This window comes from Plantibacter sp. MPB07, from assembly GCF_046619465.1.
Lineage (GTDB): Bacteria > Actinomycetota > Actinomycetes > Actinomycetales > Microbacteriaceae > Plantibacter > Plantibacter auratus.
Genome location: NZ_CP177043.1, coordinates 1,947,254 through 1,969,826, shown reverse-complemented (window position 1 = coordinate 1,969,826; position 22,573 = coordinate 1,947,254). Strand labels below are relative to the sequence as shown.

General features: G+C 69.4%; 22 protein-coding genes. 6 read left to right on the top strand and 16 right to left on the bottom strand.

The window, feature by feature from the left end:
- Nucleotides 1-16 precede the first annotated feature (16 nt).
- Genes ACLIME_RS09125 through ACLIME_RS09110 form a run of 4 tightly spaced genes read right to left on the bottom strand, consistent with a single transcriptional unit; the run spans nucleotide 17 to nucleotide 4,552 of the window.
- Nucleotides 17-1,324, bottom strand: a complete 1,308-nt coding sequence (locus tag ACLIME_RS09125) for a glycoside hydrolase family 32 protein (RefSeq protein ID WP_411558717.1) — start codon at nucleotides 1,322-1,324, stop codon at nucleotides 17-19.
- A 53-nt stretch (nucleotides 1,325-1,377) separates the two neighbouring features.
- Entirely contained in the window at nucleotides 1,378-2,211 is an 834-nt protein-coding gene (locus tag ACLIME_RS09120) for a carbohydrate ABC transporter permease (protein ID WP_175117588.1), read from the bottom strand.
- An 8-nt stretch (nucleotides 2,212-2,219) separates the two neighbouring features.
- Complete coding sequence (locus tag ACLIME_RS09115) at nucleotides 2,220-3,170, bottom strand: carbohydrate ABC transporter permease (protein ID WP_411558716.1); 951 nt, start codon at nucleotides 3,168-3,170, stop codon at nucleotides 2,220-2,222.
- Entirely contained in the window at nucleotides 3,170-4,552 is a 1,383-nt protein-coding gene (locus ACLIME_RS09110; protein ID WP_124769797.1) for an ABC transporter substrate-binding protein, read from the bottom strand. The genes ACLIME_RS09115 and ACLIME_RS09110 overlap by 1 nt, the downstream gene beginning before the upstream one ends.
- A 150-nt stretch (nucleotides 4,553-4,702) precedes the next feature.
- Here ACLIME_RS09110 and ACLIME_RS09105 point away from each other — a divergent pair, with 150 nt between their 5' ends.
- Both ACLIME_RS09105 and ACLIME_RS09100 read left to right on the top strand, forming a co-directional pair.
- The gene (locus ACLIME_RS09105; RefSeq protein WP_411558715.1) at nucleotides 4,703-5,743 is read left to right on the top strand and encodes a LacI family DNA-binding transcriptional regulator; all 1,041 of its coding nucleotides are present in this window, start codon (nucleotides 4,703-4,705) and stop codon (nucleotides 5,741-5,743) included.
- Between the two features lie 37 nt (nucleotides 5,744-5,780).
- Nucleotides 5,781-6,698, top strand: a complete 918-nt coding sequence (locus ACLIME_RS09100) for a carbohydrate kinase family protein (RefSeq protein ID WP_411558714.1) — start codon at nucleotides 5,781-5,783, stop codon at nucleotides 6,696-6,698.
- A gap of 19 nt (nucleotides 6,699-6,717) precedes the next feature.
- Here the strand turns inward: ACLIME_RS09100 and ACLIME_RS09095 are convergent, their stop codons facing one another.
- Nucleotides 6,718-7,350: a MerR family transcriptional regulator gene (locus tag ACLIME_RS09095; RefSeq protein ID WP_159879573.1), complete on the bottom strand. Its 633-nt coding sequence runs from the start codon at nucleotides 7,348-7,350 to the stop codon at nucleotides 6,718-6,720.
- A 69-nt stretch (nucleotides 7,351-7,419) separates the two neighbouring features.
- On the opposite strand from ACLIME_RS09095, the gene ACLIME_RS09090 reads away from it, so the two are divergent.
- On the top strand, nucleotides 7,420-7,911 hold the full coding sequence (locus ACLIME_RS09090) for a DUF4188 domain-containing protein (RefSeq protein ID WP_079706937.1): 492 nt from the start codon (nucleotides 7,420-7,422) through the stop codon (nucleotides 7,909-7,911).
- A gap of 3 nt (nucleotides 7,912-7,914) precedes the next feature.
- Here the strand turns inward: ACLIME_RS09090 and ACLIME_RS09085 are convergent, their stop codons facing one another.
- Together ACLIME_RS09085 and ACLIME_RS09080 are read right to left on the bottom strand one after the other, a co-directional pair.
- The gene (locus ACLIME_RS09085; protein WP_202938209.1) at nucleotides 7,915-8,538 is read right to left on the bottom strand and encodes a hypothetical protein; all 624 of its coding nucleotides are present in this window, start codon (nucleotides 8,536-8,538) and stop codon (nucleotides 7,915-7,917) included.
- A 46-nt stretch (nucleotides 8,539-8,584) separates the two neighbouring features.
- Nucleotides 8,585-9,853: an ammonium transporter gene (locus tag ACLIME_RS09080; RefSeq protein ID WP_079706939.1), complete on the bottom strand. Its 1,269-nt coding sequence runs from the start codon at nucleotides 9,851-9,853 to the stop codon at nucleotides 8,585-8,587.
- 178 nt (nucleotides 9,854-10,031) lie between these two features.
- Between ACLIME_RS09080 and ACLIME_RS09075 the strand changes: the two genes are divergently transcribed.
- Nucleotides 10,032-10,343, top strand: coding sequence for a GNAT family N-acetyltransferase (locus ACLIME_RS09075; RefSeq protein WP_079706940.1), 312 nt, complete (start codon nucleotides 10,032-10,034; stop codon nucleotides 10,341-10,343).
- Between the two features lie 7 nt (nucleotides 10,344-10,350).
- Here ACLIME_RS09075 and ACLIME_RS09070 read toward each other — a convergent pair whose 3' ends face one another.
- Both ACLIME_RS09070 and ACLIME_RS09065 read right to left on the bottom strand, forming a co-directional pair.
- On the bottom strand, nucleotides 10,351-11,694 hold the full coding sequence (locus ACLIME_RS09070) for a BNR-4 repeat-containing protein (RefSeq protein WP_411558713.1): 1,344 nt from the start codon (nucleotides 11,692-11,694) through the stop codon (nucleotides 10,351-10,353).
- A gap of 438 nt (nucleotides 11,695-12,132) precedes the next feature.
- Nucleotides 12,133-13,404 carry a DUF222 domain-containing protein gene (locus ACLIME_RS09065; RefSeq protein ID WP_411558712.1) on the bottom strand — a complete coding sequence of 424 codons (1,272 nt, stop codon included), beginning with the start codon at nucleotides 13,402-13,404 and terminating at the stop codon, nucleotides 12,133-12,135.
- Between the two features lie 377 nt (nucleotides 13,405-13,781).
- Between ACLIME_RS09065 and ACLIME_RS09060 the strand changes: the two genes are divergently transcribed.
- On the top strand, nucleotides 13,782-14,372 hold the full coding sequence (locus ACLIME_RS09060) for a DUF805 domain-containing protein (RefSeq protein WP_411558711.1): 591 nt from the start codon (nucleotides 13,782-13,784) through the stop codon (nucleotides 14,370-14,372).
- Nucleotides 14,373-14,460: 88 nt separating this feature from the next.
- Here ACLIME_RS09060 and ACLIME_RS09055 read toward each other — a convergent pair whose 3' ends face one another.
- Nucleotides 14,461-14,919: a VOC family protein gene (locus ACLIME_RS09055; RefSeq protein ID WP_411558710.1), complete on the bottom strand. Its 459-nt coding sequence runs from the start codon at nucleotides 14,917-14,919 to the stop codon at nucleotides 14,461-14,463.
- A 98-nt stretch (nucleotides 14,920-15,017) separates the two neighbouring features.
- Here ACLIME_RS09055 and ACLIME_RS09050 point away from each other — a divergent pair, with 98 nt between their 5' ends.
- The gene (locus ACLIME_RS09050) at nucleotides 15,018-16,025 is read left to right on the top strand and encodes a helix-turn-helix transcriptional regulator (RefSeq protein ID WP_411558709.1); all 1,008 of its coding nucleotides are present in this window, start codon (nucleotides 15,018-15,020) and stop codon (nucleotides 16,023-16,025) included.
- On the opposite strand, the gene ACLIME_RS09045 is transcribed toward ACLIME_RS09050, so the two are convergent.
- The 6 genes from ACLIME_RS09045 to ACLIME_RS09020 all read right to left on the bottom strand — a co-directional run bounded on the left by ACLIME_RS09045 (nucleotide 15,979) and on the right by ACLIME_RS09020 (nucleotide 22,544).
- Complete coding sequence (locus ACLIME_RS09045) at nucleotides 15,979-16,566, bottom strand: DUF1349 domain-containing protein (protein WP_202938204.1); 588 nt, start codon at nucleotides 16,564-16,566, stop codon at nucleotides 15,979-15,981. The two genes, ACLIME_RS09050 and ACLIME_RS09045, sit on opposite strands and share 47 nt — an antisense overlap.
- Before the next feature lie 35 nt (nucleotides 16,567-16,601).
- Nucleotides 16,602-18,179 carry a glycoside hydrolase family 32 protein gene (locus tag ACLIME_RS09040; protein ID WP_411558708.1) on the bottom strand — a complete coding sequence of 526 codons (1,578 nt, stop codon included), beginning with the start codon at nucleotides 18,177-18,179 and terminating at the stop codon, nucleotides 16,602-16,604.
- Between the two features lie 82 nt (nucleotides 18,180-18,261).
- Nucleotides 18,262-19,704 (bottom strand): glycoside hydrolase family 32 protein, encoded by a 1,443-nt coding sequence (locus tag ACLIME_RS09035; protein WP_411558707.1) that lies wholly within the window; start codon nucleotides 19,702-19,704, stop codon nucleotides 18,262-18,264.
- 10 nt (nucleotides 19,705-19,714) lie between these two features.
- Nucleotides 19,715-20,755 (bottom strand): LacI family DNA-binding transcriptional regulator, encoded by a 1,041-nt coding sequence (locus ACLIME_RS09030; protein ID WP_411558706.1) that lies wholly within the window; start codon nucleotides 20,753-20,755, stop codon nucleotides 19,715-19,717.
- Nucleotides 20,752-21,666, bottom strand: a complete 915-nt coding sequence (locus ACLIME_RS09025; RefSeq protein WP_137243491.1) for a carbohydrate ABC transporter permease — start codon at nucleotides 21,664-21,666, stop codon at nucleotides 20,752-20,754. The genes ACLIME_RS09030 and ACLIME_RS09025 overlap by 4 nt, the downstream gene beginning before the upstream one ends.
- Nucleotides 21,663-22,544 carry a carbohydrate ABC transporter permease gene (locus tag ACLIME_RS09020; RefSeq protein ID WP_056013507.1) on the bottom strand — a complete coding sequence of 294 codons (882 nt, stop codon included), beginning with the start codon at nucleotides 22,542-22,544 and terminating at the stop codon, nucleotides 21,663-21,665. Before ACLIME_RS09020 ends, ACLIME_RS09025 begins: the two co-directional genes overlap by 4 nt.
- Nucleotides 22,545-22,573 lie beyond the last annotated feature (29 nt).

Sequence of the window (22,573 nt, the reverse complement as noted above, 5' to 3'; positions counted from 1 at the left end):
GGAGTCGCTCAGGCCGTCAGACCTCCAGGGACCAGGCCTCGGCTCGCACGGTCGCGTCGTGTCGCACGGCGTACCGCTCGCCGTCGGCCGGATACGCGCGGAACGTCCGAGCGGGGTGCCCCGTGTGGTGGATCTCGACGATGGACGCGTCGATGAGGATGCGGACCTCGTCCCCGTCGGCCAGTTCGCCCCGCCAGATCACCTGCGTCTCCGAGCCCTCCAGCTCGAGGGAGGCCGCGCCTGCGCCCGTGAGTCGCACCTCAGCCTGATCAGGGAGTTCCGCCGCGTCGACGACCTCGGCCCGGAGTCCCGTCAGCTCCCGCGCCGGGATCAGCTCGACCTCGTCGCCCCGGACCACGAGCTCGCGCGGGAACGTCAGCATGCCCGACCAGCCCTGCTCGCCGGTGTCCGCCTGTGTCCGGCCGCGCACGCCCTCGGGGGCGATCTCCTGCGCCCAGCCCCAGAGCAGCACCCGCTCCGACTGTCCGTCCGAGCCGTCGGACTGCACGGCCTGCGGCGCGTAGAAGCTCGACCCCTCGTCGATGATGCCGGTCCGGCGGGCGCTGAACACGGGTCGCCCGGTGGCCTCGTCGAGCTCCATCGAGCCGAGGGCCCAGGCCACCCCGCGGTGCGGCTGGCCGTCGAGCCACAGTGACACCAGCAGCACCCAGTCGTCGCCGACCCGCACGAGCTGCGGGCACTCCCACCCTTCGCACGGAGCGAGCTCGGAGACGACCGGCGCATCGGCCGTCAGCAGGTACCCCTCCTCGGTCCAGGCGTCGAGGTCGTCGACGCCGTAGAGGAGTAGTGCGCCACCGACGTCGGAGCGGCCGGCGCCCTGGATCGCCCAGCGGCGCCCACCCAGCTCGAAGAGGAACGGGTCGCGCACCATCGTCACGCGCTCATCGGCGGGGAGCCCGGCAGCGACGATGCGTTCGCCGGTCCAGTCCTGCGCATCCGCCGAGCCGTGGACGACGACGACCTCCGAGAACCCGTGCCGGTCACGCGCGCCCGAGTAGACGACGGACGGCCGGCCCTGGTCGACGATCCCGACGCCGCTCCAACAGCCGAAGCCGTCGGTGGTGCCCGGGCGGGGTGCCAGGGCCACCGGGTGCTCCTCCCAGGCGAGCAGGTCCGGCGAGCTCACGTGACCCCAGTGGATGTCCTCGTGCCGGGCCGACCCCGGGTTGTATTGGAAGAAGACGTGCCAGCGACCGTCGACGAACATGATGCCGTTCGGATCGTTCAACCACCCTGCCTCGGGTCGGGGGTGCAGCAGCGGGAAGCCGCGGTCGAGGACGTGCGTTGCGTGGAGGCCGGTCATGGCTTCCTTTCGGTTCGAGATCAGTCGGATCGAGGGGAGGGCGGTGGTGCTGGTCACTTGCTGACGCCGGCGGTGAGCCCTTCGCGCAGCGGCTTCTGGCCGAAGACGAAGACCAGCGCAGCCGGGATCATGGACAGGACGACACCGGCGAGGACGGTCGCGACCGACCCGGTGCCGAGGTTGCCCTGCAGGGTCACGAGCCCGAGCGGGAGGGTGAAGTTCTGCTCGCTGATCGTCAGGATCAATGGCCGGAAGAACTCGTTCCAGTGGTAGTTGAACGCGAGGATGCCGACGATCGCGAGGCCCGGGGCGGCGAGCGGCAGGTAGATGCGGAAGAAGATCTTCCACGGTCCCGCCCCGTCGATCTGCGCCGCCTCGGCGAGCTCCGGCGGCAACCCCATGAAGTACTGCCGCATGAGGAACGTGCCGAACGCCGTCGGGATCATCGGGATGATGAGCGCGAGGAGCGTGTCCGACAGGCCCATGCCGCGGATGAGCATGAACACGGGGACGATCGTCACCTGCATCGGCACCATCATCGTGGCGAGGATGAGTCCGAACAGGATGCGCTTGCCGCCGAAGTCGAAGCGCGCGAAGACGTAGCCGGCCATCGCCGCGCTGAGCATCTGCCCGGCCGCGATGAGGAGCGTCACCAGCGCGCTGTTCCACGTGTAGAGCAGGATCGGGATCTTCTGGAAGACGTCGATGAACGCGCCCGGGCCGAACTCGGTCTGCCCGGTGTCGACGTTCGCGGGGGTGAGCGCCGTGATGAGCGTCCACACGACGGGCGCGAGCGTGAGGAACGCGGCGATGACGAGGACGAGGAACTTCCCGGCCGTGGCGAGTCGGCGGCGTGATGAGTCGGGGGTGACTGCTGCGATGGACATCTGGGACCTCATCCGTAGAAGACGAAACGCTTGCTCAGCCGGAACTGTGCGGCGGTGACGAGCATGATCAGGAGCGTCAGCACGATGCCGATCGCTGCGGCGAGACCGAAGTCGAGCTGCTGGAACGCGGACTCGTAGATCACCATCACCGCGGTACGGGTGTCGTCTCCCGGCCCACCTCGCGTGAGGACGTACGGCTGGTCGAAGATCTGCAGGGCGCTGATGATGGCCATGACGGACGCGACGAGCATGGTCGGGCTCACGAGGGGCAGGGTGACGTTCCGGAACTGGCTCCAGCCGTACGCGCCGTCGAGCGACGACGCCTCGTAGACCTCGCGTGGGATCGCGGCGAGTCCGCCGATGAACAGCAGGAAGGTGAAGCCGAAGTTCTGCCACACGTAGACGAGGAGGACGACGATCTTCGCTCCGAACCCGGTCGTCAACCAGCCGATGTTCCCGACGCCGAAGAGCCCGAGGAACTCGTTGACGAGGCCGAACTCCTGGTTGAAGAGGTACGACATCACGAGCGACACGGACGCGGCCGACAGCACCAACGGGAAGAACAGCGCGGAGCGGAAGAAGGTGCGCAGCCATTCCGGCATCCGCGACTGCACGAGGATCGCGAGCAGGAGCGCGACGGCGAGCTGGAGCGTCACCGCCACGACCACGAAGCCGACCGTGTTCAGGAAGGACACGCGCACCGTGGGGTTGGCCGCGAGGTCGACGAAGTTGCCGATGCCGACGAACTCGGGTGCCGAGATGATGTCCCACCGGAAGAAGGCGAGGACGAACGACCCGACGATCGGGACGAAGCTGAAGAGTCCGAGGCCGATGAGCGTGGGGGCGAGGAACACCCAGACGAGCAGGCGGCTCCCGCGCGGCGCGGGACGTCGGCGGCCGGTCTTCGCCTCGGGCGGGACGACCAGTGCCCGGGTCGCCGTCGGTGACTGCAGTGCCATCATCGTCCCTTCAGCGCGAGCTCGAGGTCCCGCTGCATCGTCTCGAGCCCGCGGCGGACGCCGTTCGGGCCGTTCGTGATCGCGCCGACCACGTTCTTGATGAGGGCCGACTCCACGGCCGCCTGCTGGGGCGGCGCGGGCATGGGACCCGTGGTCGGGAAGCGGTCGAGGGTGTCGTAGAAGACCTCCCAGTGCTTCGGTCCGATGTCACCGCCGTACAGCTGGGCGTTGAGCGAGCGCCGGGGCAGCGACGAGTCGGGCTGGCTGTGCGCGATCGACATGCCCTCGACGGAGATGCAGTACTTCATCCACTCCCACGCCTCGTCCTTGCGTTCGGACGTCTGCATCATCGCGTAGCCGCCGGCTCCGAACTGGTGGCGTTGTCCGCGCATCTTCGGGAAGTAGGTGACGTCGTACTCGTCGTCGCCGAGGCCGGCGTCGTTGAGTCCCTTGACCCAGAACCCGCCGGCCGGCGTCATGCCGACCGAGCCGCGGGAGAAGAGCGAGACGAGCTCGTTGCCGCCGCCCTGGGCGGGGTTCGCGGCGATGCCCTCGGAGACCATGCGCTGCAGGACCTCGAAGCTCTCGACGGTGCGGTCGCTCAGTGCGTCGGCGTTCTCCCACAGGTACCCACCACCACGAGGGGTCTCGTCCGGGTAGAACTTCGACCACATCCAGTCGCCGCCGGGTGCCTTCTCCTCGGTGAGGAAGCTCGTGTCGTTGATGTACAACCAGGGCACGACGCCGCCCCACAGCCGGTTGTTCCAGAAGTAGGGGAGGAACGACCCGGGGGCGCTGGCCTGCATGGTGCGGCCGACGGCGAAGAAGTCGTCGACCGACCAGTCGTCGCGCGGACGTTCGAGGCCGGCCCGCTCGAACGCGGAGGTGTTGTAGTACATGTTCGCCGCGTTGAAGTTGTCCGGCAGTTGGAACAGGTTGCCCTTGTACATGAACGACTCGATGAGCGAGGGGTTCACGTCGTCGAAGTACTCCTGCAGTTCGGCGGCGTCGCGCTGCACGTACTCGTCGATCGGGTGGGCGAGGCGCTCGGCGAACAGCTGGGTGCCCTCCGTGGCGACCGACACGATGTCCGGCGGGGTGCCGGCCGCGACCATCGTGAGGATCTTGGCGAAGAAGTTGCCCCAGTCCTGGCCCTGGATCGCGATGATCCGGACGGGGATGTCGGGGTGCAGCTTCTGGAAGCCGTCCACGAGCGACTGCCGGGCGGCGGCGTCCTGGGCGGTGCCGAAGAGGGCGACGGTGAGGGCGTCGTCACCTCGGCCGGGGATGTCTCCGCCGGTGAGGCGCGGCCAGGAGATGGCCGTGCCCGCCAGACCGAGACCGAGCAGGGCGAGTGCCGCCCTGCGACTCAGATCAACCACGTTGTTGCTCCTGCGAAATCGGGGCCGACCGTTCGCAGGGCGCGGACGATGAGCCGTGAATGGAGGTGCTGAACGGATTCAGCAAACGAAACATAACACAGCTCCGCGCGATATGCTGAACTGATTCAGCAAACCGCACGAGGGAGTGTCATGTCCACGCAACGTCGCCGCACGACCCTCGCGGACGTCGCGGAGCGCGCGGGCATGTCCAAGGCCGCGGTGAGCATGATCATGAACGACCGCCCCGGTTCCCGGCTGTCCGCGGACGCCGTCGAGCGGGTTCGCGCCGCCGCAGCGGAGCTCGACTACCGCCCGAACCCCGCGGCCCAGGTGCTGCGCCGCGGGAAGACCAGGACGATCGGGTTCATCTCCGACGAGGTCACGCTCACCCGGCACGCCTCAGGGCTCATCGGCGGCGCGCTCGAGGTGTCGAAGGCCCACGACCACACGATGCTCATCGCGGAGACCGAGGGGATCGAGGGCGGCCTCGCCCGCGCCTTCGAGACGATGATCGACCACCGCGTCGACGGCATCCTCATCGGCCTCCTCGGCGCCCGCCTCATCGACCTCCCCGCCACCTCGACCGGTGTCCCCGTCGTCGTGCTCAACGGAGCGTCCTCTTCAGGACATGCGAACGTCCTGCCCGACGAGCGAGCTGCCGGGTACGCGGTCGCGAAGCGGCTCGTCGACGCGGGCCACCGACGGATCGGCGTGGTCGGCGACCTACCGCAGGACGTCATCAACGATCCGCGCCAGAGTGCGACGGTGGCGCTGCGCTTCGCGGGCATCGCCGCGGCGTTCGCGGAGGCCGGAATCGAACCTGCTCGGGTCGACATCGTCGAGTGGCAGCCGGAACCCGGTTACGAGGCGACGGCCGCGCTCCTCGAGCGCCGCCCGGACGTCACGGCGATCCTCGCCGCGAACGACGGCGTCGCCTTCGGTGCCTACCAGGTGCTGCTCGAACAGGGGCGTCGGATCCCGCAGGACGTCTCCGTCGTCTCCTTCGACGACGAGATCCTCGCCGGCTACCTGCGCCCGGGTCTCACCACCGCGCGGCTGCCCTACCAGGAGATCGGCGCGCTCGGAGCCTCGATGCTCCTCGGTCAGCACGCCCTCGGGCACGAGCTGGTCACGATGCCGATCATCGAGCGCGACTCGCTCATCGCCGCGGTGTCGACCGACGCCGGTTGACGCCACCCGACCCTCGCACCCAGCAGAGAGAGATGCCATGCACGCAGCCCCCACGACCGACGTCCTCATCGCCGGCGAGACCCTCATCGACATCGTCCGGCGGCTCGACGGGACGCAGGCGGAGAGCCCCGGCGGCAGCCCGGCGAACGTCGGGATCACCCTCGGTCGGTTGGGCCGCGCCGCGGCCCTCGTGACCCATGTGGGCGATGACGAGCGCGGCGCGGCGATCCGCTCCTGGCTCGACGCGTCCGCGGTGACCCTCGTGTCGGCTCCGACCGGTCGGACGTCCACAGCTCAGGCGACCCTCGACGCCGAGGGGGCGGCCACCTACGAGTTCGACCTCTCGCTCGATCTGGAGGCCTCGGGTGCGCCGGACGCCGCCGTCGTCCACACCGGCTCGATCGCCTCGGTCCTCGAGCCGAGTGCCGACCGCCTCCGCGAGCTGGTCGAGACGCGTCGTCCCTCGGCGCTCATCACCTACGATCCGAACATCAGGCCATCGCTCATCGACGACGCGGCCCGCGTCCGCCAGGCGGCCCTCGACTGCATCGCGCGCGCCCACGTCGTGAAGGCGAGTGACGAGGACGTCGCGTTCCTGCTGCCCGGTGTGGCACCGGTCGACGCCGCTCGGGAATGGGTCGCGGCCGGGCCGGGACTCGTGGTCGTGACGATGGGTGGTGACGGGGCGGTCGCGGTCAGAGACGGTTCCGTGCTCGAGATCGAGACGCCGCGGGTGCAGGTGGCCGACACCGTCGGTGCCGGCGACACGTTCATGGGTGCGCTGATCGACGGACTGCTGACTGCCGGTATCGCTGGGCCCGGGGCCGAGGAGCGACTTCGTGGGGTGTCCGAGGAGGTGCTGCAGCAGCTGCTCGACCGCGCCGCGCGGGCCGCGAGCATCACGGTGTCGCGGCCAGGAGCGAACCCGCCCACCTCGGCGGAACTCGACGCCTGAGGCGCACGACGTCTGCGCGTCAGGACGACTCGGACGGCGGGAGTTCCGTCCCGGCGAAGCGCTCCGACGACACCACCTGCTGGGCCGCCCGACGGAGGGCGAGGATCAGTGGTTCGGTGAGCACGGTGCCGAGCACGATGTACTGCACCGCGAGCTCGGGTGAGTCCGCCGGGATGCCGTCGATCTCGGCTTCGGCGATGCTGCGCGCTGCGTCGACATAGCGGTCGAGGACTGCGGGTGGCACGGTGAAGCCGGCTCGTTCCAGGGTGTCCAGGGCTCCGGCCAGGCCGGCGAGGAGTCCGGGATCGCATTGCGCCTCGATCCCGCCGAGTCGTTCGTAGAGCTCCAGTGCGCGGGTCGTGTCGACCGGACCACTCGGGCGCGGGGTGACAGCGGTGTGGGCGACGCCGAGGAGGTCGTACGGACCCGCCGGCGGCGAGTCCAGCGCGGCGACGACGTTCCGGGTCTCCGCGATGCTCACGCCGGCGGTGAGCAGTGCGCGGATCACGCGGAGCCGGGACACGTGGGCGTCGCCGTAGCTCGCCTGGGTCGCCGAGGTGCGCTCGCCCTCCGGGAGGAGTTGCTCGCGCAGGTAGTACTTGATGGTGGCCACCGGCACCTCGGACACTGCCGCGAGTTCCGAGATCCTCATGCTGTCCTCCTCGTCTGGATAGTGCTACTATCCAACTTGGATAGCGTCACTATCGAACAGGAGCAGTCTATGTCACGCGTCGTCGTCGGCCGAATCACCCATCGTCACGAGGGGGAGCTCGTCGTGTTCCACATCGGGATGACCATCAACCAGTGGTGGCGGGTGGACAAATGGCTCCCGATCTTCGGTGACATGCCGCGCATGCTGCAGGAGCTCATGTCCGACCCGGAGTCCGGGCTCCTCGGTTCGCACATCCTGCTCGGTTCCAGCGGCCCGTACCTCGTGCAGTACTGGTCGTCGATCGACAAGCTCTACGCCTACGCGTCGGCACCGGCCTCCGCCCATCGGCCTGCCTGGTCGCGGTTCAACAAGCGCGCCCGGTCTGCTCCGAAGGCCGTCGGCGTCTGGCACGAGACGTTCCTCGTCGACCGCGCCGAGAGTATCTACGTGTCGACGCCGTCCATGGGGCTCCCAGCGGCGACCGAGGCGGTGCCGGTCGGGTCGCGGCAGCAGCACGCGCGACAGCGGTTCGCCGACGGCCGGACCGCCGGTCAGCGCTAGCGGTCAGCGGTAGCGCGGCGGAACGGCGAACGGCGCGGAGACGAGGGCGGCACCCTGTGGGACCTCGCCGTCGCCGCGCCGGATCGGACCGCGCAGGGCGAGGGTGATCCGCAGGCCGTCTGCGGGATCGTGTGCGGTCTCCGGCTGCTCGAAGTTCAGCGTCGGCGGGTCCTCCGAGGTGCTGTAGCTCAACAGGATCATCGAGCTCGACCCCGAGGCCCGCAGCCGCGGCCTCGAGAGGCGCACGGAGGATTCGCGCACGGTCAGGACCTCGTCGCGGTGCAGGATGCGTCCGGGGCCGTTCAGCTCGTTCCCACCCGCGCGGACCGCGACCTGTGGGCCTGCGAAGCCGACGATCGCGTGGTTCATGTCGTCGGGAGCGGCGATGAGCCCGGCGGCGTCACGGAGCTCGACGACCTGCAGTCGCCAGCGGATGCGGCGGTCGACGTCGGTGCTCGTCCAGACGTCTCGCACGCTTCCTCGGCCGCGGTCGAGTGGTTGCCGCACGAGGTCGGCGAACCGGACGAGCCGGGGCGGGCCCGGGTCGGCCGGTGGTCGTGACGCGACGTCGACGAGGACGAGATGAGCGGGGGTGGCAGCCGGTTCGGGTCCAGCTGCTCCGCGCATCTCGTCCTCGTCGGGTCGGGTCGGGCAGGTCGTTCAGGCCGGTGGATCAGGCCTTGGTGTCGACCAGGACGTATCCCTCTTCACCGTGGACCACGGTGTCGATGCCGGCGATCTCGTCCTCGTTCTTCACGCGGAAGCCGATCGTCTTCTCGATCGCGAAGCCGATGATGAAGGCGAGCACGAAGGAGTAGATGAGGACGGCGAACGCGGCGATCGCCTGGACGAGCAGCTGCGAAGCGTCACCACCCATGAAGAGGCCGGTGCCGTTGGCGAAGAAGCCGAGGTACAGGGTGCCGATGAGGCCACCGACGAGGTGGATGCCCACGACGTCGAGCGAGTCGTCGAAGCCGAGCTTGAACTTCAGCTCGATGGCGAGGGCGCACACGACACCGGCGACGAGGCCGAGGACGATCGCCCAGATCGGGTGCAACGAACCGCACGCCGGGGTGATCGCGACGAGACCGGCGACGGCACCCGACGCGGCACCGACGGAGGTCGGCTTGCCGTCCTTGATCTTCTCGACGACGAGCCAGGCGAGCAGGGCTGCTGCCGGGGCCGCGATGGTGTTGACGAACACGAGTGCCGCGGTGCCGTCGGCCGCCAGTTCCGAACCGGCGTTGAAGCCGAACCAGCCGAACCAGAGCAGACCGGCGCCGAGGAGGACGAACGGCGGGTTGTGGGGGACGTGGACGCCCTTCTTGAACCCGACGCGGCGGCCGAGGACGAGCGCGAGGGCGAGGGCTGCAGCACCGGCGTTGATGTGGACCGCGGTGCCACCGGCGAAGTCGATGACGCCGACGCCGAAGACGTCCTGCAGGCCGTGCGTGATCCAACCGCCGTAGGCGAAGCTGCCGTCGTCGGCGAGGCCGAAGTTGAACACCCAGCTCGCGACGGGGAAGTAGACGACGGTCGCCCAGATGCCGGCGAAGATCATCCAGGAGCCGAACTTCGCGCGGTCGGCGATGGCGCCGGAGACGAGGGCGACGGTGATGATCGCGAAGGTGGCCTGGAACGCGACGAAGGCGAGTGGCGGGTAGGCCGCTCCCTCAGGCGTCTCGAGGGCGGCGGTCAGGCCGATGTTCCCGGTGTCGATCGCCCAGGGGGCGACGGTGCCTTCGGAGCCGGGGAACGCGATCGCGTACCCGTAGAGCACCCAGAGGACGCCGATGAGGCCGAGTGCGCCGAAGCTCATCATCATCATGCTGATGACGCTCTTCGCCTTGACCAGGCCGCCGTAGAAGAACGCGAGCCCTGGTGTCATGAGCAGCACGAGTGCCGCTGATATCAGGATGAACGCTGTGTTTCCTTGATCCATTCGAGGTGCCTCTCCGCAGGGACGCGGCTGGAGCGCGTCGGGTGCGCCCAGCGTGACACCGGCGTGTTTCCGATGGCCTGTGCGCGTGTTTCCGGCACGTTGCGGAATCGGCCGCTGCGTAAACAGCACATGACGGATCGCTCGACGTACAGTGGGGGACGAACGGAAGGGAGCCCCGATGTCGACATCGAGCACACCCGAGGACGGCCCGCAGGTCGTCCGCAACGACGAGCGTCACGAGTACGAGATCCTCGTGGGGGAGCGCGTCGCAGGGATCGCCGGGTACCGGGAGGAACCGGGTCGCATCCTCTTCACCCACACCGAGATCGATCCGGACTTCGGTGGGCAGGGGCTCGGCAGCGTCCTCGCCGCCGCGGCGCTCGACGACGCGGTCGAGCGAGGACTGACGATCGTGCCGTACTGCCCCTTCATCCAGGCCTACCTCCGCAAGCACCCGGACTTCAGCGGCGAGGTGTCCTGGCCCGAGTGACGGCTCGTCATCCGGTGTGTGGCAGCCGGAGTAGGACGACCTCGCAGCGGTAGTCCTGCGAGCTCGCCATGTCCCCGCGGAACCAGAGGAGCGAGACGGTCGAGGGGTCGCCGGGCGCGACGATCGGCCGCAGGTTGTCGATGTCCGAGCGTTCCGTGACCGGCGTCCAGGCCCAAGTCGCCCCGTCGTCATCGGTGCGACCGTGGAAGATCTCGTGGTGGGCGAGCGGTTCGTCGTTCCGCGGATCGACCGGCGTCGAGACGTAGAGCGAGTCGAGGTCGTCCGGGTCGATCGCCACGAGTCCGGTGTAGTCCTGCTCGTGCGGGAGGAGGCCGGGGCCGGCGAGGGCGAGCGGATGTACCTGCCAGGAGCCGCCGGGCGTCAGGCGGGCGAACAGGAACCGGTGGTCCAGGACGGGCCGGAGTCGTTCGGCCGCCTCGTCCGGGTGCGCTGGTCCGTCGTCGGCGCGGGCGGAGACGACGGCGGCCACGGTGCCGTCGGGGGCTCGTCGCACGTCGACGGTCCAGCAGTGGGAGAGCAGGTCGCCGGCCCAGCTACCGCCGTCGGGCATTCGTGATCCGGCGGCGACGAGGGTGGTGAGCTCGACCTGCGATGGTGCGTCGCCACGCAACGGATGCGGGTCGACGACGGCACCGTCGGTTCGGTGGAGCCCGTCGGTGTCGAGGAAGCCGTGGTAGACGCTGTTGTCGTAGTCGCGCGGGTGGTGGTCGGTGGTGATGAGGTCGATCCGCCCGGGGGAGGAGACGTAGCGCGTGTAGCCGTTGACGTAGCCGACCTTCGGCCGGGTGAACAGCTTGCCGGCGTAGTTCCAGGTGTCGCCGTCGTCGTCCGACACCAGCGCGCACTGGTCGTCGTTGACGGCGCGGGCGAAGCAGTACAGGCGGCCGTCGAGTTCGTGGAGGTTCGAGTAGGTCACGCCGAGTCCGCCCGTGTAGGCGCTCCAGTCGAACGTGTGCTCGGGCCCCCAGTGGCGTGGGTCGTGTGGTTCGCTGATGCGCCAGCGGGTGAGGTCGTCGGTCTTGTGACGGGTGTACATCGCGAGCCAGCGCCCGTCGCGCCGCCGCCAGAGTGCTGGAACATCGTGGTCGTCGGACTCCAGGCGTTCGTGCAGGACGACGACGTCGGCGGTGCCGGTGCTGAGGTCGACGACGGTGACCTCGACGTTGCCGCCGCGCTGCTCGCCGTCGACGCCGCCCGTTGACGCGATCGACCCCACGACGATGAGGTTCGACCGTGGATCGACGAGCGCGCGCTCGTCCTGGAACCAGCACCAGGCGGCGTTGTCGTTGACGACGATCGGCGTGGTGGAGGTGTCGTTTCGGCGCAGCATCGCGACCTTCCGGGTGGGGTTCCGGACGAGGTTACCGGTGCGAGCGCCCGCTCGGCAAGCGCTTTCCAGGACGTGGTGCGGCTCGGAGCGCGCTCTGGCCGGCAGAGGTGCCGGGAGCACCCCGGGTGGGCCTCTTCCGCTCACCGAGGTGTCACGACCCGCTGCCCTTCGACAGGCTCAGGGACCGAATCGCTCCCGGCGAACCTCTTCCGGTCACTGAGCTTGTCGAAGTGCCCACGAGGACGCCTCATCGTTCCGGGCACACCTTTCCCGGTCACTGAGCTTGTCGAAGTGCGCACGAGGAACCCTTCGACAGGCTCAGGGACCGAAACGGTTCGGGCGCACCTTTCCCGGTCACTGAGCTTGTCGAAGTGCGCACGAGGAACCCTCCGACACGTCGACAGGCTCAGTGCGGCGCAGCTCAGGGACCGGCTGCGGCTAGAACGGCGCGGGGTCCGGTTCTGTGCGGTGGTGTTTGCCGTCAGGTGTCGTCCAGTCGAGGACGCCGCCCGGTTTGTGGTCGAGGCTCCAGCCGGGCAGGTGCTTCATGCGGTGGTGATGTCGGCAGAGGCAGGCGAGATTGCCGACATCCGTCGCGCCGCCGTCCTGCCAGGCGACCGAATGATCGAGGTCGCAGGCCCGTGCTCGCCTGCCGCAGCCGGGTGCGCGACAGGTGCCGTCCCGGAGGCGGACCGCGCGTTGCAGGTCGGCCGGGACCCGGTATTGATTCCGCCCGACGGAGAGGACGGCGCCGGTTTCCGGCTGGACGAGGATCCTGGTGAAGCTTGGTGCGTTCACCGCGATGCGAGCCGCGGTCTCGGGGTCGATCGGGCCGTACCCGTCGAGCATCGCCGGGGCATCGCTCACGCCCGCCATGCTGAGCGCCGGGACCGTGATCTGCACCGTGGGCTTGATGTGCTCCTGCACCTCGATCGGATGCGGAAGCACCGGGCTCGACATCACGTCTTCCGGTGTCACGCCGGTGAGGGCGAGGGTTGCCAGGGCGTCGGCTTGCAGCTGCGCGCACGTGCGGGTGTCGCCGGCAGCGCGCGACTCCGCCGCCGCTGCTTCGACGCGCTCGATGATGCCCTGCGCGATCGGTGCCGTGGTGAACAAGTGCACCCACGCCATGCCGTCGGCTGCGGGCTCGAACTCGACGCGGCGGTCGGCCTCGGATCGGGTTGCGCGTGTCGTGATGGATTCCGGGTGGAGACGCTCCCGCAGGACGCGGGCGCGGCTCTTGAGGCCTGCGGCGGTCATGCGCTCCGCCTCTGGCAGGACCTGGTCGAGGAACGCTGCCCGGCCTGCGGTCGGGACGTCGCTGAGTTGGTCGGTGATCACCTGCGCATGCCGCGCCGAGATCCGGCCCGCCTCCAGCGACGCCAGCACGGCCGGTGCGTCATTGACGAGACGTTCGGCGTCGTTCGTCGCACGCTGGATCGTCCGCTCCGGCGTCCGGGTCGCCATCGCGAGGGCCGCGCAGGTGGATCGTCGGGAGAGGGCCTGACGCTCGGCCGGCGGGAAGATGGCCGGGACCGTGGCGTCCGCGAAGGCGTCCGCGTAGGCGGCGGAGCGGGCCAGGAGGCGCGCCTTGCGTGCGTCCAGGACGGCCTGTTGCCGGTGGATCTCAGTCCACTCGTCCGAGAACTGCGCGAGTTGCGCGGCGTATTCGTCGCCGACGCGGGTCGCGGTGCGGGTGGTCTCGGTCATGGAACAAGTCCACCATGGACCACTGACATTCCAGATGCCGAGTCGAGTTGGTTGTGGAAGTTTCCTCGTGTGCCCTTCGACAAGCTCAGGGACCGGAGGGGGTTGCTCAGGGACCGGAGGGGGTTGCTCAGGGACCGGGGGAGGGTCGCCTGAGCGGGAGGTTCCTCGTGTGCCCTTCGACAGGCTCAGGGACCGGCGGGGTTGCTCGGGCGCCAGAGGGGGTTGCTCAGTGATCGGAGGGGTTGCTCAGGGGTCGGCAGAGGGATCATCGAAATGCCGCGGAGCATGCCCGAAGTCGGTCTGTGGCGCAAGTTGTTCTTGAGTGGTCATGTGTTATGCCAGGATCTCAGTACCGTGTACCTCGATCGAAAGACACCATGAGTTCCAACACCACCCCTGAATACCCCGCGACGCCGACGTACGGGCAGCCGTACGCGCCCGCTCCGATCCGCGGCGCCGCCTCCCCGGAGGATCTGACGCTCCCGCTGTACGGGGCGACCTTCCCGCAGGCCATCAAGCGCTACCTCCGCAAGTACGCGACCTTCACCGGCCGCGCCTCGCGGAGCGAGTACTGGTGGGCCACGCTGTTCGTCTTCCTCGTCGCGCTCATCCCGAACATCCTCTTCTTCACGGGCTTCCTGATCGGCGCGACGTCGGCTGCCGCGCAGCGCGAGGCCGTCGTGTTCGACAGTAGCCCGGGCGCACGGACGTACTACACCCAGCCCGGCATCCTCGAGATCCCCGAGGCTGCTCCGCTGATCCTGACGGGCTTCGTGCTCCTCTGCCTCATCGGACTGGCGACCATCGTCCCGAACCTGGCCCTCGCCTGGCGCCGCCTGCACGACGCCAACTTCCCCGGCCCGTTCTACTTCCTCTCGCTCATCCCGTCGGTCGGTGGCCTCATCCTGTTCGTCCTCTTCCTCCTGCCCTCGAAGCCCGAGGGTCAGCGGTTCGACACGGTGCGCTGAGTCGCAACCTGACGACCGGAACGGGCCGGTGCGGACGAGATTGTCCGCACCGGCCCGTTCTCCGTCTCGCAGGACGTGCGCGAACGCCTCAGCCGGCCGCCGCGACGTCGAGCACCCACGTGACGCCGAACCGGTCCGTCACCATGCCGAAGCCGGGGCTCCAGGCGGACGCTGCGAGCTCCTCGACGATCGAACCTCCGACGACGAGTCGGTTCCAGAACACCTCGACCTCCGCGAGCGTCTCGCCACGCACCGCGATGAAACAGGACTGCTCGGTGACCGTCGTCCCGTGCTCGCGGCGGGTCGGTGCTGCGCCGATCAATGACGCCGCCGGAGCTCCGGGGCTGTCGTACGCCATCACCCGGAAGCCGTCCTCGGATTCGACCTGACCGAAGACGACCAGGTCGGCACCCGGGGCGTCCTTCGGCATCCCGACGTCGCTGTAGCTCGCGGTCGTCGTGCGCCCGCCGAAGACGGACTGGTAGAACTCCAGCGCAGCGCGGGCGTCGCCCTGGAAGTTGAGGTGGGTCGTGGTCGTGATGCTCATGTGTGCTCCTCGAGTCGTGCCGGGCTCCTCCCGGTCGAGCACCACTGTCCCAAGCGTCTAGGACAGCTTGTGTCCTGTACTCGGACTACGCTCGCATCATGGCCTCACCGACCTCCAGACTCCTGCAGTTGCTATCGCTCCTGCAGGCGCGGCGCGACTGGCCGGGTGCCCTGCTCGCCGACCGGCTGGACGTCAGTCGCCGCACGATCCGACGCGACGTCGACCGGCTCCGCGAGATGGGGTATCGCATCGAGGCCACGATGGGGCCGGACGGCGGGTACCACCTCGACGCCGGGAGCGAGCTCCCGCCGCTGCTCTTCGATGACGAGCAGATCGTCGCGCTCACCATGGCCCTCCAGACCGCGGCCGTCGCGGGATCCGGGTTCGAGGAGCCCGCGCTCCGAGCACTGACGACCGTGAGACAGGTCCTGCCGTCGCGGCTGCGCCATCGACTCGACGCTCTCGACGTCACCTCGGTGCCCCGAGCCGGCGACGGAGCGACGCCGCAGGTGGCCGTGCCGGTCCTCCTCGTGCTCTCCGCAGCCATCCAGGCGCGGGAGGTGCTCCGGTTCGGGCGATCCGACGACGATCCGGAACCGCCTCGGTGCGTCGAGCCACACCACCTGGTCACCTCCCAGGGGCGCTGGTACCTCGTGGCCTGGGACCTCGACCGCGACGACTGGCGGATCTTCCGCGCCGACCGCATCGTGCCGAGGACGCCGACCGGACCGCGGTTCCGTCCGCGCGAGGTGCCAGGTGGAGACGTGCAGGCGTTCGTGGCGGCGAGGTTCAAGGGATCCGAGCAGACCGACGCCTGGCCCTGTATCGGCACCGTCGTGCTCCACCTGCCGTTCGAGGCGGTCCGACCGTTCGTCGGCGACGGCACCGCCGAGCCCCTCGGCCCGGACCGCACGCGCTACACCGCCGGCGCGTGGTCGTGGGTGGCGCTCGCCGCCTCCCTGAACCGCTTCGACACCGACATCGACGTCGTCGAGCCGCCCGAGCTCGTCACCGCGTTCGCGCAGCTCGCGGAGCGCAATGCCGCGACCGCGCAGACCGTCAGCCGTGGAGCGCGTCGTCCGGCGGACCGAGACGGACGGCGGTGAACCGCACGGTGAGGCCGGCCCGCGTCGGGGCCGCGCAGAAGAGTCCCGCCTCGACGTCGGCCTCCGGGTCGAGGTGGGCGACGCGGACCAGTCGCCAGTCCTCGTCGTCCACCCGCGCGCGCACGGTGACGGCGTCGCCGTCGCGGCTCGCGCGCACGGTGACCGTTCGTCCGAGCCAGTCGGGGACCGGTGCCACCGACCAGTCGGAGGTACCGTGCGTGACGACCGCGCCGAGCTGGGCGACCCCGTCGGACACCTCGACCCCGGCCTTGATCCACGTCGATTCCGAGGCGCGGAGGAACACACCGGCCTGATCGAACTGCTCGGAGCCGTCGAGGACGAACGACACCTCGATCGCCGCCCGTCGCTGCATCGGCGCGATCAGCGCATGCTCCGTGTCGTGGACGAAACCGTAGGAGGTGTGCCGCCAGGCGTCACTGCCCTCGACGGCGGTGACGAGCAGGGAACCGTCCGGTTCCGTCGTCACCGCCGCAGGGGCTGTCGTCCAACGTCCGTGTTCGGCGAGGCTCTGGAGATCCATCCGTCCATCCTGCCGCATGGATGCGGGCGCTCGCCTCAGATCGCCGTGCCGAACTCGCGGATCGTGATCCCCGAGGCGGTCAGTGGGCCGCCATCGGTGTAGAGCGAGATCCCCGTGTCGCCCTCGGCGAAGTGCACCTGCTGCGAGACGACGGTGTGACCGGCGTTGACGAAGACCTCGACGCTCTGGGTGTCGACGAAGACCCGCAGGTGGACCGAGCGTGCAGCCGCGTCGATCGGTGCTGCGGCCCGCGTGTACGGCTGCAGCGAGAAGCCGGCCAGGTCGGACGGTGAGCGGTCGACGTAGAGCTCGGCCCCGGCCTTCCCGATGTTGGTGTGGCGGGAGCCGTCCGCCGAGCGCCCGACGGAGAGACCGACGTTGGACGCGGTGTCCCAGGTGAGGTCGAGCTCGATCTCGTACGCCCGGCCGCTCCAGGGCAGGACGGCGCTCCCGGTGACCGTCTGGTCCGGGAGGGAGACAGTCGAGGTCGCATACCCGGCCAGGGCGTCCACGGGTGAGCTGAGCAGGCTGTACCGACCACCGGACTGCGCCTCGAGTCGTAGCTCCCGGACGACGGAGTTCTGGCCGTTGTAGCCGTCCGAGGCGTCGGTGGGGACGTCGCGGGCCGCGTACTTCCAGTTGTTCATCCAGGCGATCGCGAGCCGGCGGTCGTCGGGCGACTCCGCCTTCGGCCAGGTGACGGCGGCGTACCAGTCCCAGCCCCAGTCCAACCACTGCGGGGTGAGGTCGTCGGCCGTGAACCGCGTCCCGTCCCAGGTGCCCGTCCAGTAGGCGTAGGTCATCGGCAGGCCGATCGAGTAGGCGTCCATGCTGGCGCCCAGCACCCAGTGCCAGCTGCCGTCACCCGCTCGCATCTGGAACAGGTCCGGGCACTCGATGCCGCCGAGGTCGTGGTTCGGGAAGTCGAAGTTGTGCTGCAGCTGCCAGGTCGTGAGATCGGGCGAGGTGTAGAAGGCCGCGTAGCGCGCCCGACCGATGACGCACACCCATTCGTTCCTGGCCGCGTCCCAGTGGACCTTCGGGTCCCGGAACCACTCGGCGTTCTCGATCTCCGCCGTGGTCTGGGCCGCACGTCCGTCGGTGTTCACGATCACCGGGTCGGGGAGCATCGTGAACGTGAAGCCGCCGTCCGTCGACCAGTAGAGGTACTGCTCCTGGTACTTCCGGACGCCGTCCGTGGGCTGCGTCGCGAGGGCGATGACCGCGCCCGCCCCGAAACCGGCGGTGTTCGCGGTGTCGACGACGGCGGATCCCGACCACACCGGGAAGTCCGGCTGCAGCGGCATGACCGTCCCGTGGTGGGTGAAGGCGACGCTGTCGGTCGTCGTCGCGTGATCCCAACCGCCCGGGCCGTTGTTCTGGCCGGAGTGCAGGTAGTACAGCTGGTACGCGCCGTTCGTGAACACCGGTCGTTGCGGGTCGCAGAGCCACCCCGACGGCGGCGTCATGTGGAACACCGATCTGAGGGAGGCCTGCGCCTGTGCGGTGGTCTGCGCCTGTGCGGCGAGGGGTGTGCCGGCACTCGCGAACAGGGCGAGCGCCCCGAGGCCGGCGCCCTGGAGGACGGTCCGGCGGGAGAGGTCGTGCGTCATTGCGGTTCCTTTCGTCGGTGCCACGGGCGCGCCGAAGGCACCCGTGGCGGGGATGGTGCTGGATCGTGCGGTGGAGGACTGCTCAGGCGGGCGCGTGCGCCTGGTCGGTGGCTGGCACCCGGTCGAGGACGGCGACGGCCACCGAGACGGGACTGGCGCGTTCGCTCGCGACGGTCAGCGTCGGTCGTCCGCTCCCGAGGAGGACGAGGTCGGAGACGGTGGCGAGACCGCCGTCGACGAACAGCTCGAGCAGCGGGCCGTCGAGGCTGAGGAGGAGCCGCGCCGGACGGTCACCGGCGAGCGGGACGATGCTCGTGGAGGCGAAGTCGGGGTGCACCGTGTCCATGTCACCGCCCGACCGGGTGACGGCGAGTGACGACGACGCCGGGTCGTGGACGATGAGGACCGCTCCGCCGGTGTCGGCCGTCAGTCGGAGCCGCAGCTCACCCGTGATCGACGGATCCCAGCGCAACTCGACCACGCCGTCGCCATCGAGCGCCAGGTCGACGGCGTCCGAGGACAGGGCGACGGTCGTCGGTTCGATCGCGGCCAGTCGTTCCCGGACGAAGGCCGGCGGCTCCTGCACGAGTCGCGGCTGGCCGTCGACCGTGGTCAAGGACAGGCGTCTGGGGAGCGACATCGCGCCCCGCCACGGCGAGGCGGGGAGGTCGGCCGCGTAGCGCCAATTGCTCATCCAGCCGAGGATCACCGCTTCGCCGTCCGGAGCGCCGTCGAACCCGACCGCCGCGTAGAAGTCCCGACCGTGGTCGAGCCGCTGCAGCTCGGCCCGCTCAGGCGTGAACACCGAGCCGTCGAAGTCGCCGACGAGATAGCTCATCGACGACCCGTCCGGGTCCTGCGCGTCGCCGATCGGGTTGGTGCTGAGGAGCAGGACCCACCGGAGCTCGTCCGGGCGGCCGTCGACCGCGAGCGGGATGAGGTCGGGGCACTCCCACACGACGCCGGTGGGACCGAACGGACCGACGGTGCTGACGTGCTCCCAGGTTCGAAGGTCGGTGGAGGAGTACACGAGGACCTGACGCTCCACGGCTTCCACCGTCAGCATGATCCAACGGAAGCCCGCGGCGTCCTCATACCGGATGACCTTCGGGTCGCGGAACGCGTGTGAGCCGCGGTCGAGGATCGGGTTGTCCGGGTCGCGCTGCCAGGTGAGCCCGTCGTCGTCACTGGTCGCCCGGGACTGCGCCTGCCGACCGTCGGTGGACACGCTCGTGTAGTACGCCGTGAGGCGTCCGCCGGGACCCGCGGCGACCACCGATCCCGAGTACACCTGCTCCTCGGCGCTGTACCGCAGGGCGACCGGATGCTCGTCCCAGTGCTGCAGGTCGACGCTCGACGCGTGACCCCAGCTCATGTTGCCCCAGTCGCCACCCTCCGGGTTGTACTGGAAGAACGCGTGCCACCGCCCGCGGTGGAAGACCAAGCCGTTCGGGTCGTTCATCCAGTTCCGCTCAGGCGTCAGGTGGAAGCCGGGCCGTGGAAGGGCGTGCTGTTCGTCGTGCACGGTCGCGCCCTCAGACGGAGTGCCGCGGGATGGCCGGGCAGGCGATGAGCTGCGGCCCGGCGGGCAGCGCGGCGTCGAGACCGAGCAGCCGACGGACACCGGCCGCCCCGAGCTCGTAGTGGGGGAGGGCGACCGTCGACAGCGGTGGCCGGAGGTGGGCGGCGATGACGTCCTGGTTGTCGAACCCCATGACGGCCATGTCGTCGGGGATCCGCAGTCCGCGCTCGCGCAGGCCGTCATAGAGGCCCATCGCGACACGGTCGTTGTGGCAGAACACCGCGGTGGCGCCCGAGTCGACGACCTCGGCGGTCGCCGCGTACCCGCCCTCCTGCTCCGGTGAGGCCGGGAACACGAGGGTGTCGTCGAACGCCACCCCCGCCGCCTGCAACGCCGATCGGTACCCGGCGAGCCGGCCGGTCTGTGCCGGTGAGGGGGTCGTCGTGTTGACGAACGCGATCCGTCGGTGACCGGCCGCGAGCAGCGCCTCGGTCGCGGTCCGCCCGCCCTGCTCCTCGTCGGGGACGACGGCCGGGAGCCCGCTGCCGGCGGCGTAGCAGTCGACGAGCACGGTGTCGGTCTGGAGGAGCGCCTCCGGCACGGTGATCTCGTGGTGGAACCAGGTCGAGTAGAGGATCCCGCGGACCTGGTGCTCGAGCATCATCGCGATGGCCTCCACCTCGGCGGCCGTGTTGCCGTCGGTGTTGGCGACGAGCAGGACGTAGCCGTGGCGCCACGCCTCGTCCTGGGCGCCGTGGATGATCTGGCCGGCGAACGGGGTCGTCGCGATCGCGTCGGCGACGAGGCCGATGAACCGTGAGTGCCCCTGGGACAGCGTCTTTGCGAGGGCGTTCGGCCGGTAGCCGAGCTCCGCCACCGCCTCGTGCACCCGACGTTTCGCGTCCTCGCCGATCCGCGACCCCGGCTTGTCGTTGACGACGTGCGAGACGGTCGCCACGGAGACGCCGGCGGCCTTCGCGACGTCGCGCATCGTGATGCCCGAGGTGTTCTTCGGGTGGTCCGCGCCGGGCTTCGGCTGGTCGGTGCTGCTCATCCCTTGGTCGCTCCGCTCTCGAGGCCGCTGATCATCGCTTTGTTCAACACGAGGAACACCAGCAGCAGCGGTGTGACCGTGACGCAGACGGCGGCGAACGTCGCCGTCCAATCAGTGTTCCCCATCGCCCCGATGTAGTTCTGCAGGCCGAGCGGGATGGTCTTCAATCCGTCCGAGAGCACGAAGGTGTTCGCGAAGATGAAGTCGTTCCAGATGAAGATGCTGTTGACGAGCACGACGGTGATGATCGTGTTGACCGAGAGCGGGAAGGTGATCTGGCCGAAGATCCGGTACGGACCCGCCCCGTCGAGCGACGCGGCCTCGTACATCTCCCTCGGGATGTACTCGTAGAACGAGGAGAACAGGTACACCGCCATCGGCAGGGCGAACGCCGCCAGCGGGATGATCATCGACAGGTGGGTGTCGAGCAGGCCGACCTGCGAGTAGTCGATGAACAGCGGGACGAGCGCGATCTGCACGGGCACGATGATGCCGAGGAGGAACAGGCCGCGGACGAGCCCGCTGAACCGGAACCCGAGGACCTGGAGCGCGTACGCCGCCATCATGCCGGCGATGACGATCAGGGCACTCGACCCGAGGGTGACGATCAGGCTGTTGACGATGTTCAGCCCGAGGTTGCCGGTCGAGAACGCCCGCGCGTAGTTCTCGAGCGTCCACTCGGACGGCAGCGCGAAGGGGTTGCCACCGGCGAAATCCGCCGCCGTCCGGAAGCTCGTGAGCAGCAACCAGACGAGCGGGTAGACCTGGACAAGCACGATCGCGACGACGGTCACGGTGAGGATCGTCCGCTGCACCCGCACGCGCGGGGTGTGCCGGGGTTTCCGCTTCGGTGTCGGCGCTACCGGGGGCGCGACGTGTTCGGTCGGCCGGGCGGGGAGGGTGGCGGTCATGACTTGTCCTTCCGTCGGAGCAGCAGGAAGATGAGGCCGACGGCGACGAGACACTCGACGACGATGAACATGGAGATCGCGCTGGCGTAGCCGTAGTCCGTGTGGACGAACGCCGTCTTGTACATGTACGTGGTCAGCAGCTCGGACGACTGACCGGGACCGCCGTTCGTCAGCAGGTACGGGATGTCGAAGCCACGGAGGGCGAAGGTCGTCGCCATGACCGTCGTCGTGATCCACACCGGCCGGATGTACGGGAAGCGGATCCGCCAGAAGATCTGCCACCAGGAGGCGCCGTCCAGCCTGGCGGCCTCCTCGAGGTCGCGGGGTACGGCCATGAGGGCGGCATAGATGATGAGCATGTACAGGCCGGTGAACCGCCAGCCCTCCGGGATCGACACGGCCGCGAGGACGGTCTGCACGTTCGACAGCCAGGCCGTCTGGAGGTCGCCGAGGCCGACCCACGCGAGCAGCTGGTTGATCAGCCCGACCGGTTCGAGCGCGTACAGCCGCTGGAACAGGATGGCGATCGCGACCGTGGAGATGACGGCCGGCAGGAGGTAGAGCGTCTTGACGAGCTCGCGGGCCCGGGGGAGGGCCGTGAGTAGCCCGGCGACGAGGAGCGCGCCGCCGAGCTGGAGCACCAGACAGATCGCGAGGTAGCCGAGGGCGTTGCCGAAGGAGGTCCAGAACACGTCGTCCCGGGTGAGCATCTTGACGTAGTTGTCGAGTCCGACGAAGGCCATGTCCGTGATGCCGTCCCACGAGAAGAGGCTGAGGAACAGCGACTGCACGATCGGCAGGAGTACGGCGACACCGTAGAGGACGAGCGGCGGCACGAGGAACACGAGCACCGACAGGGTCGACCGGCGGGGCAGCATCGAGGTGGACATCGGCTTCCGCCGCCGCG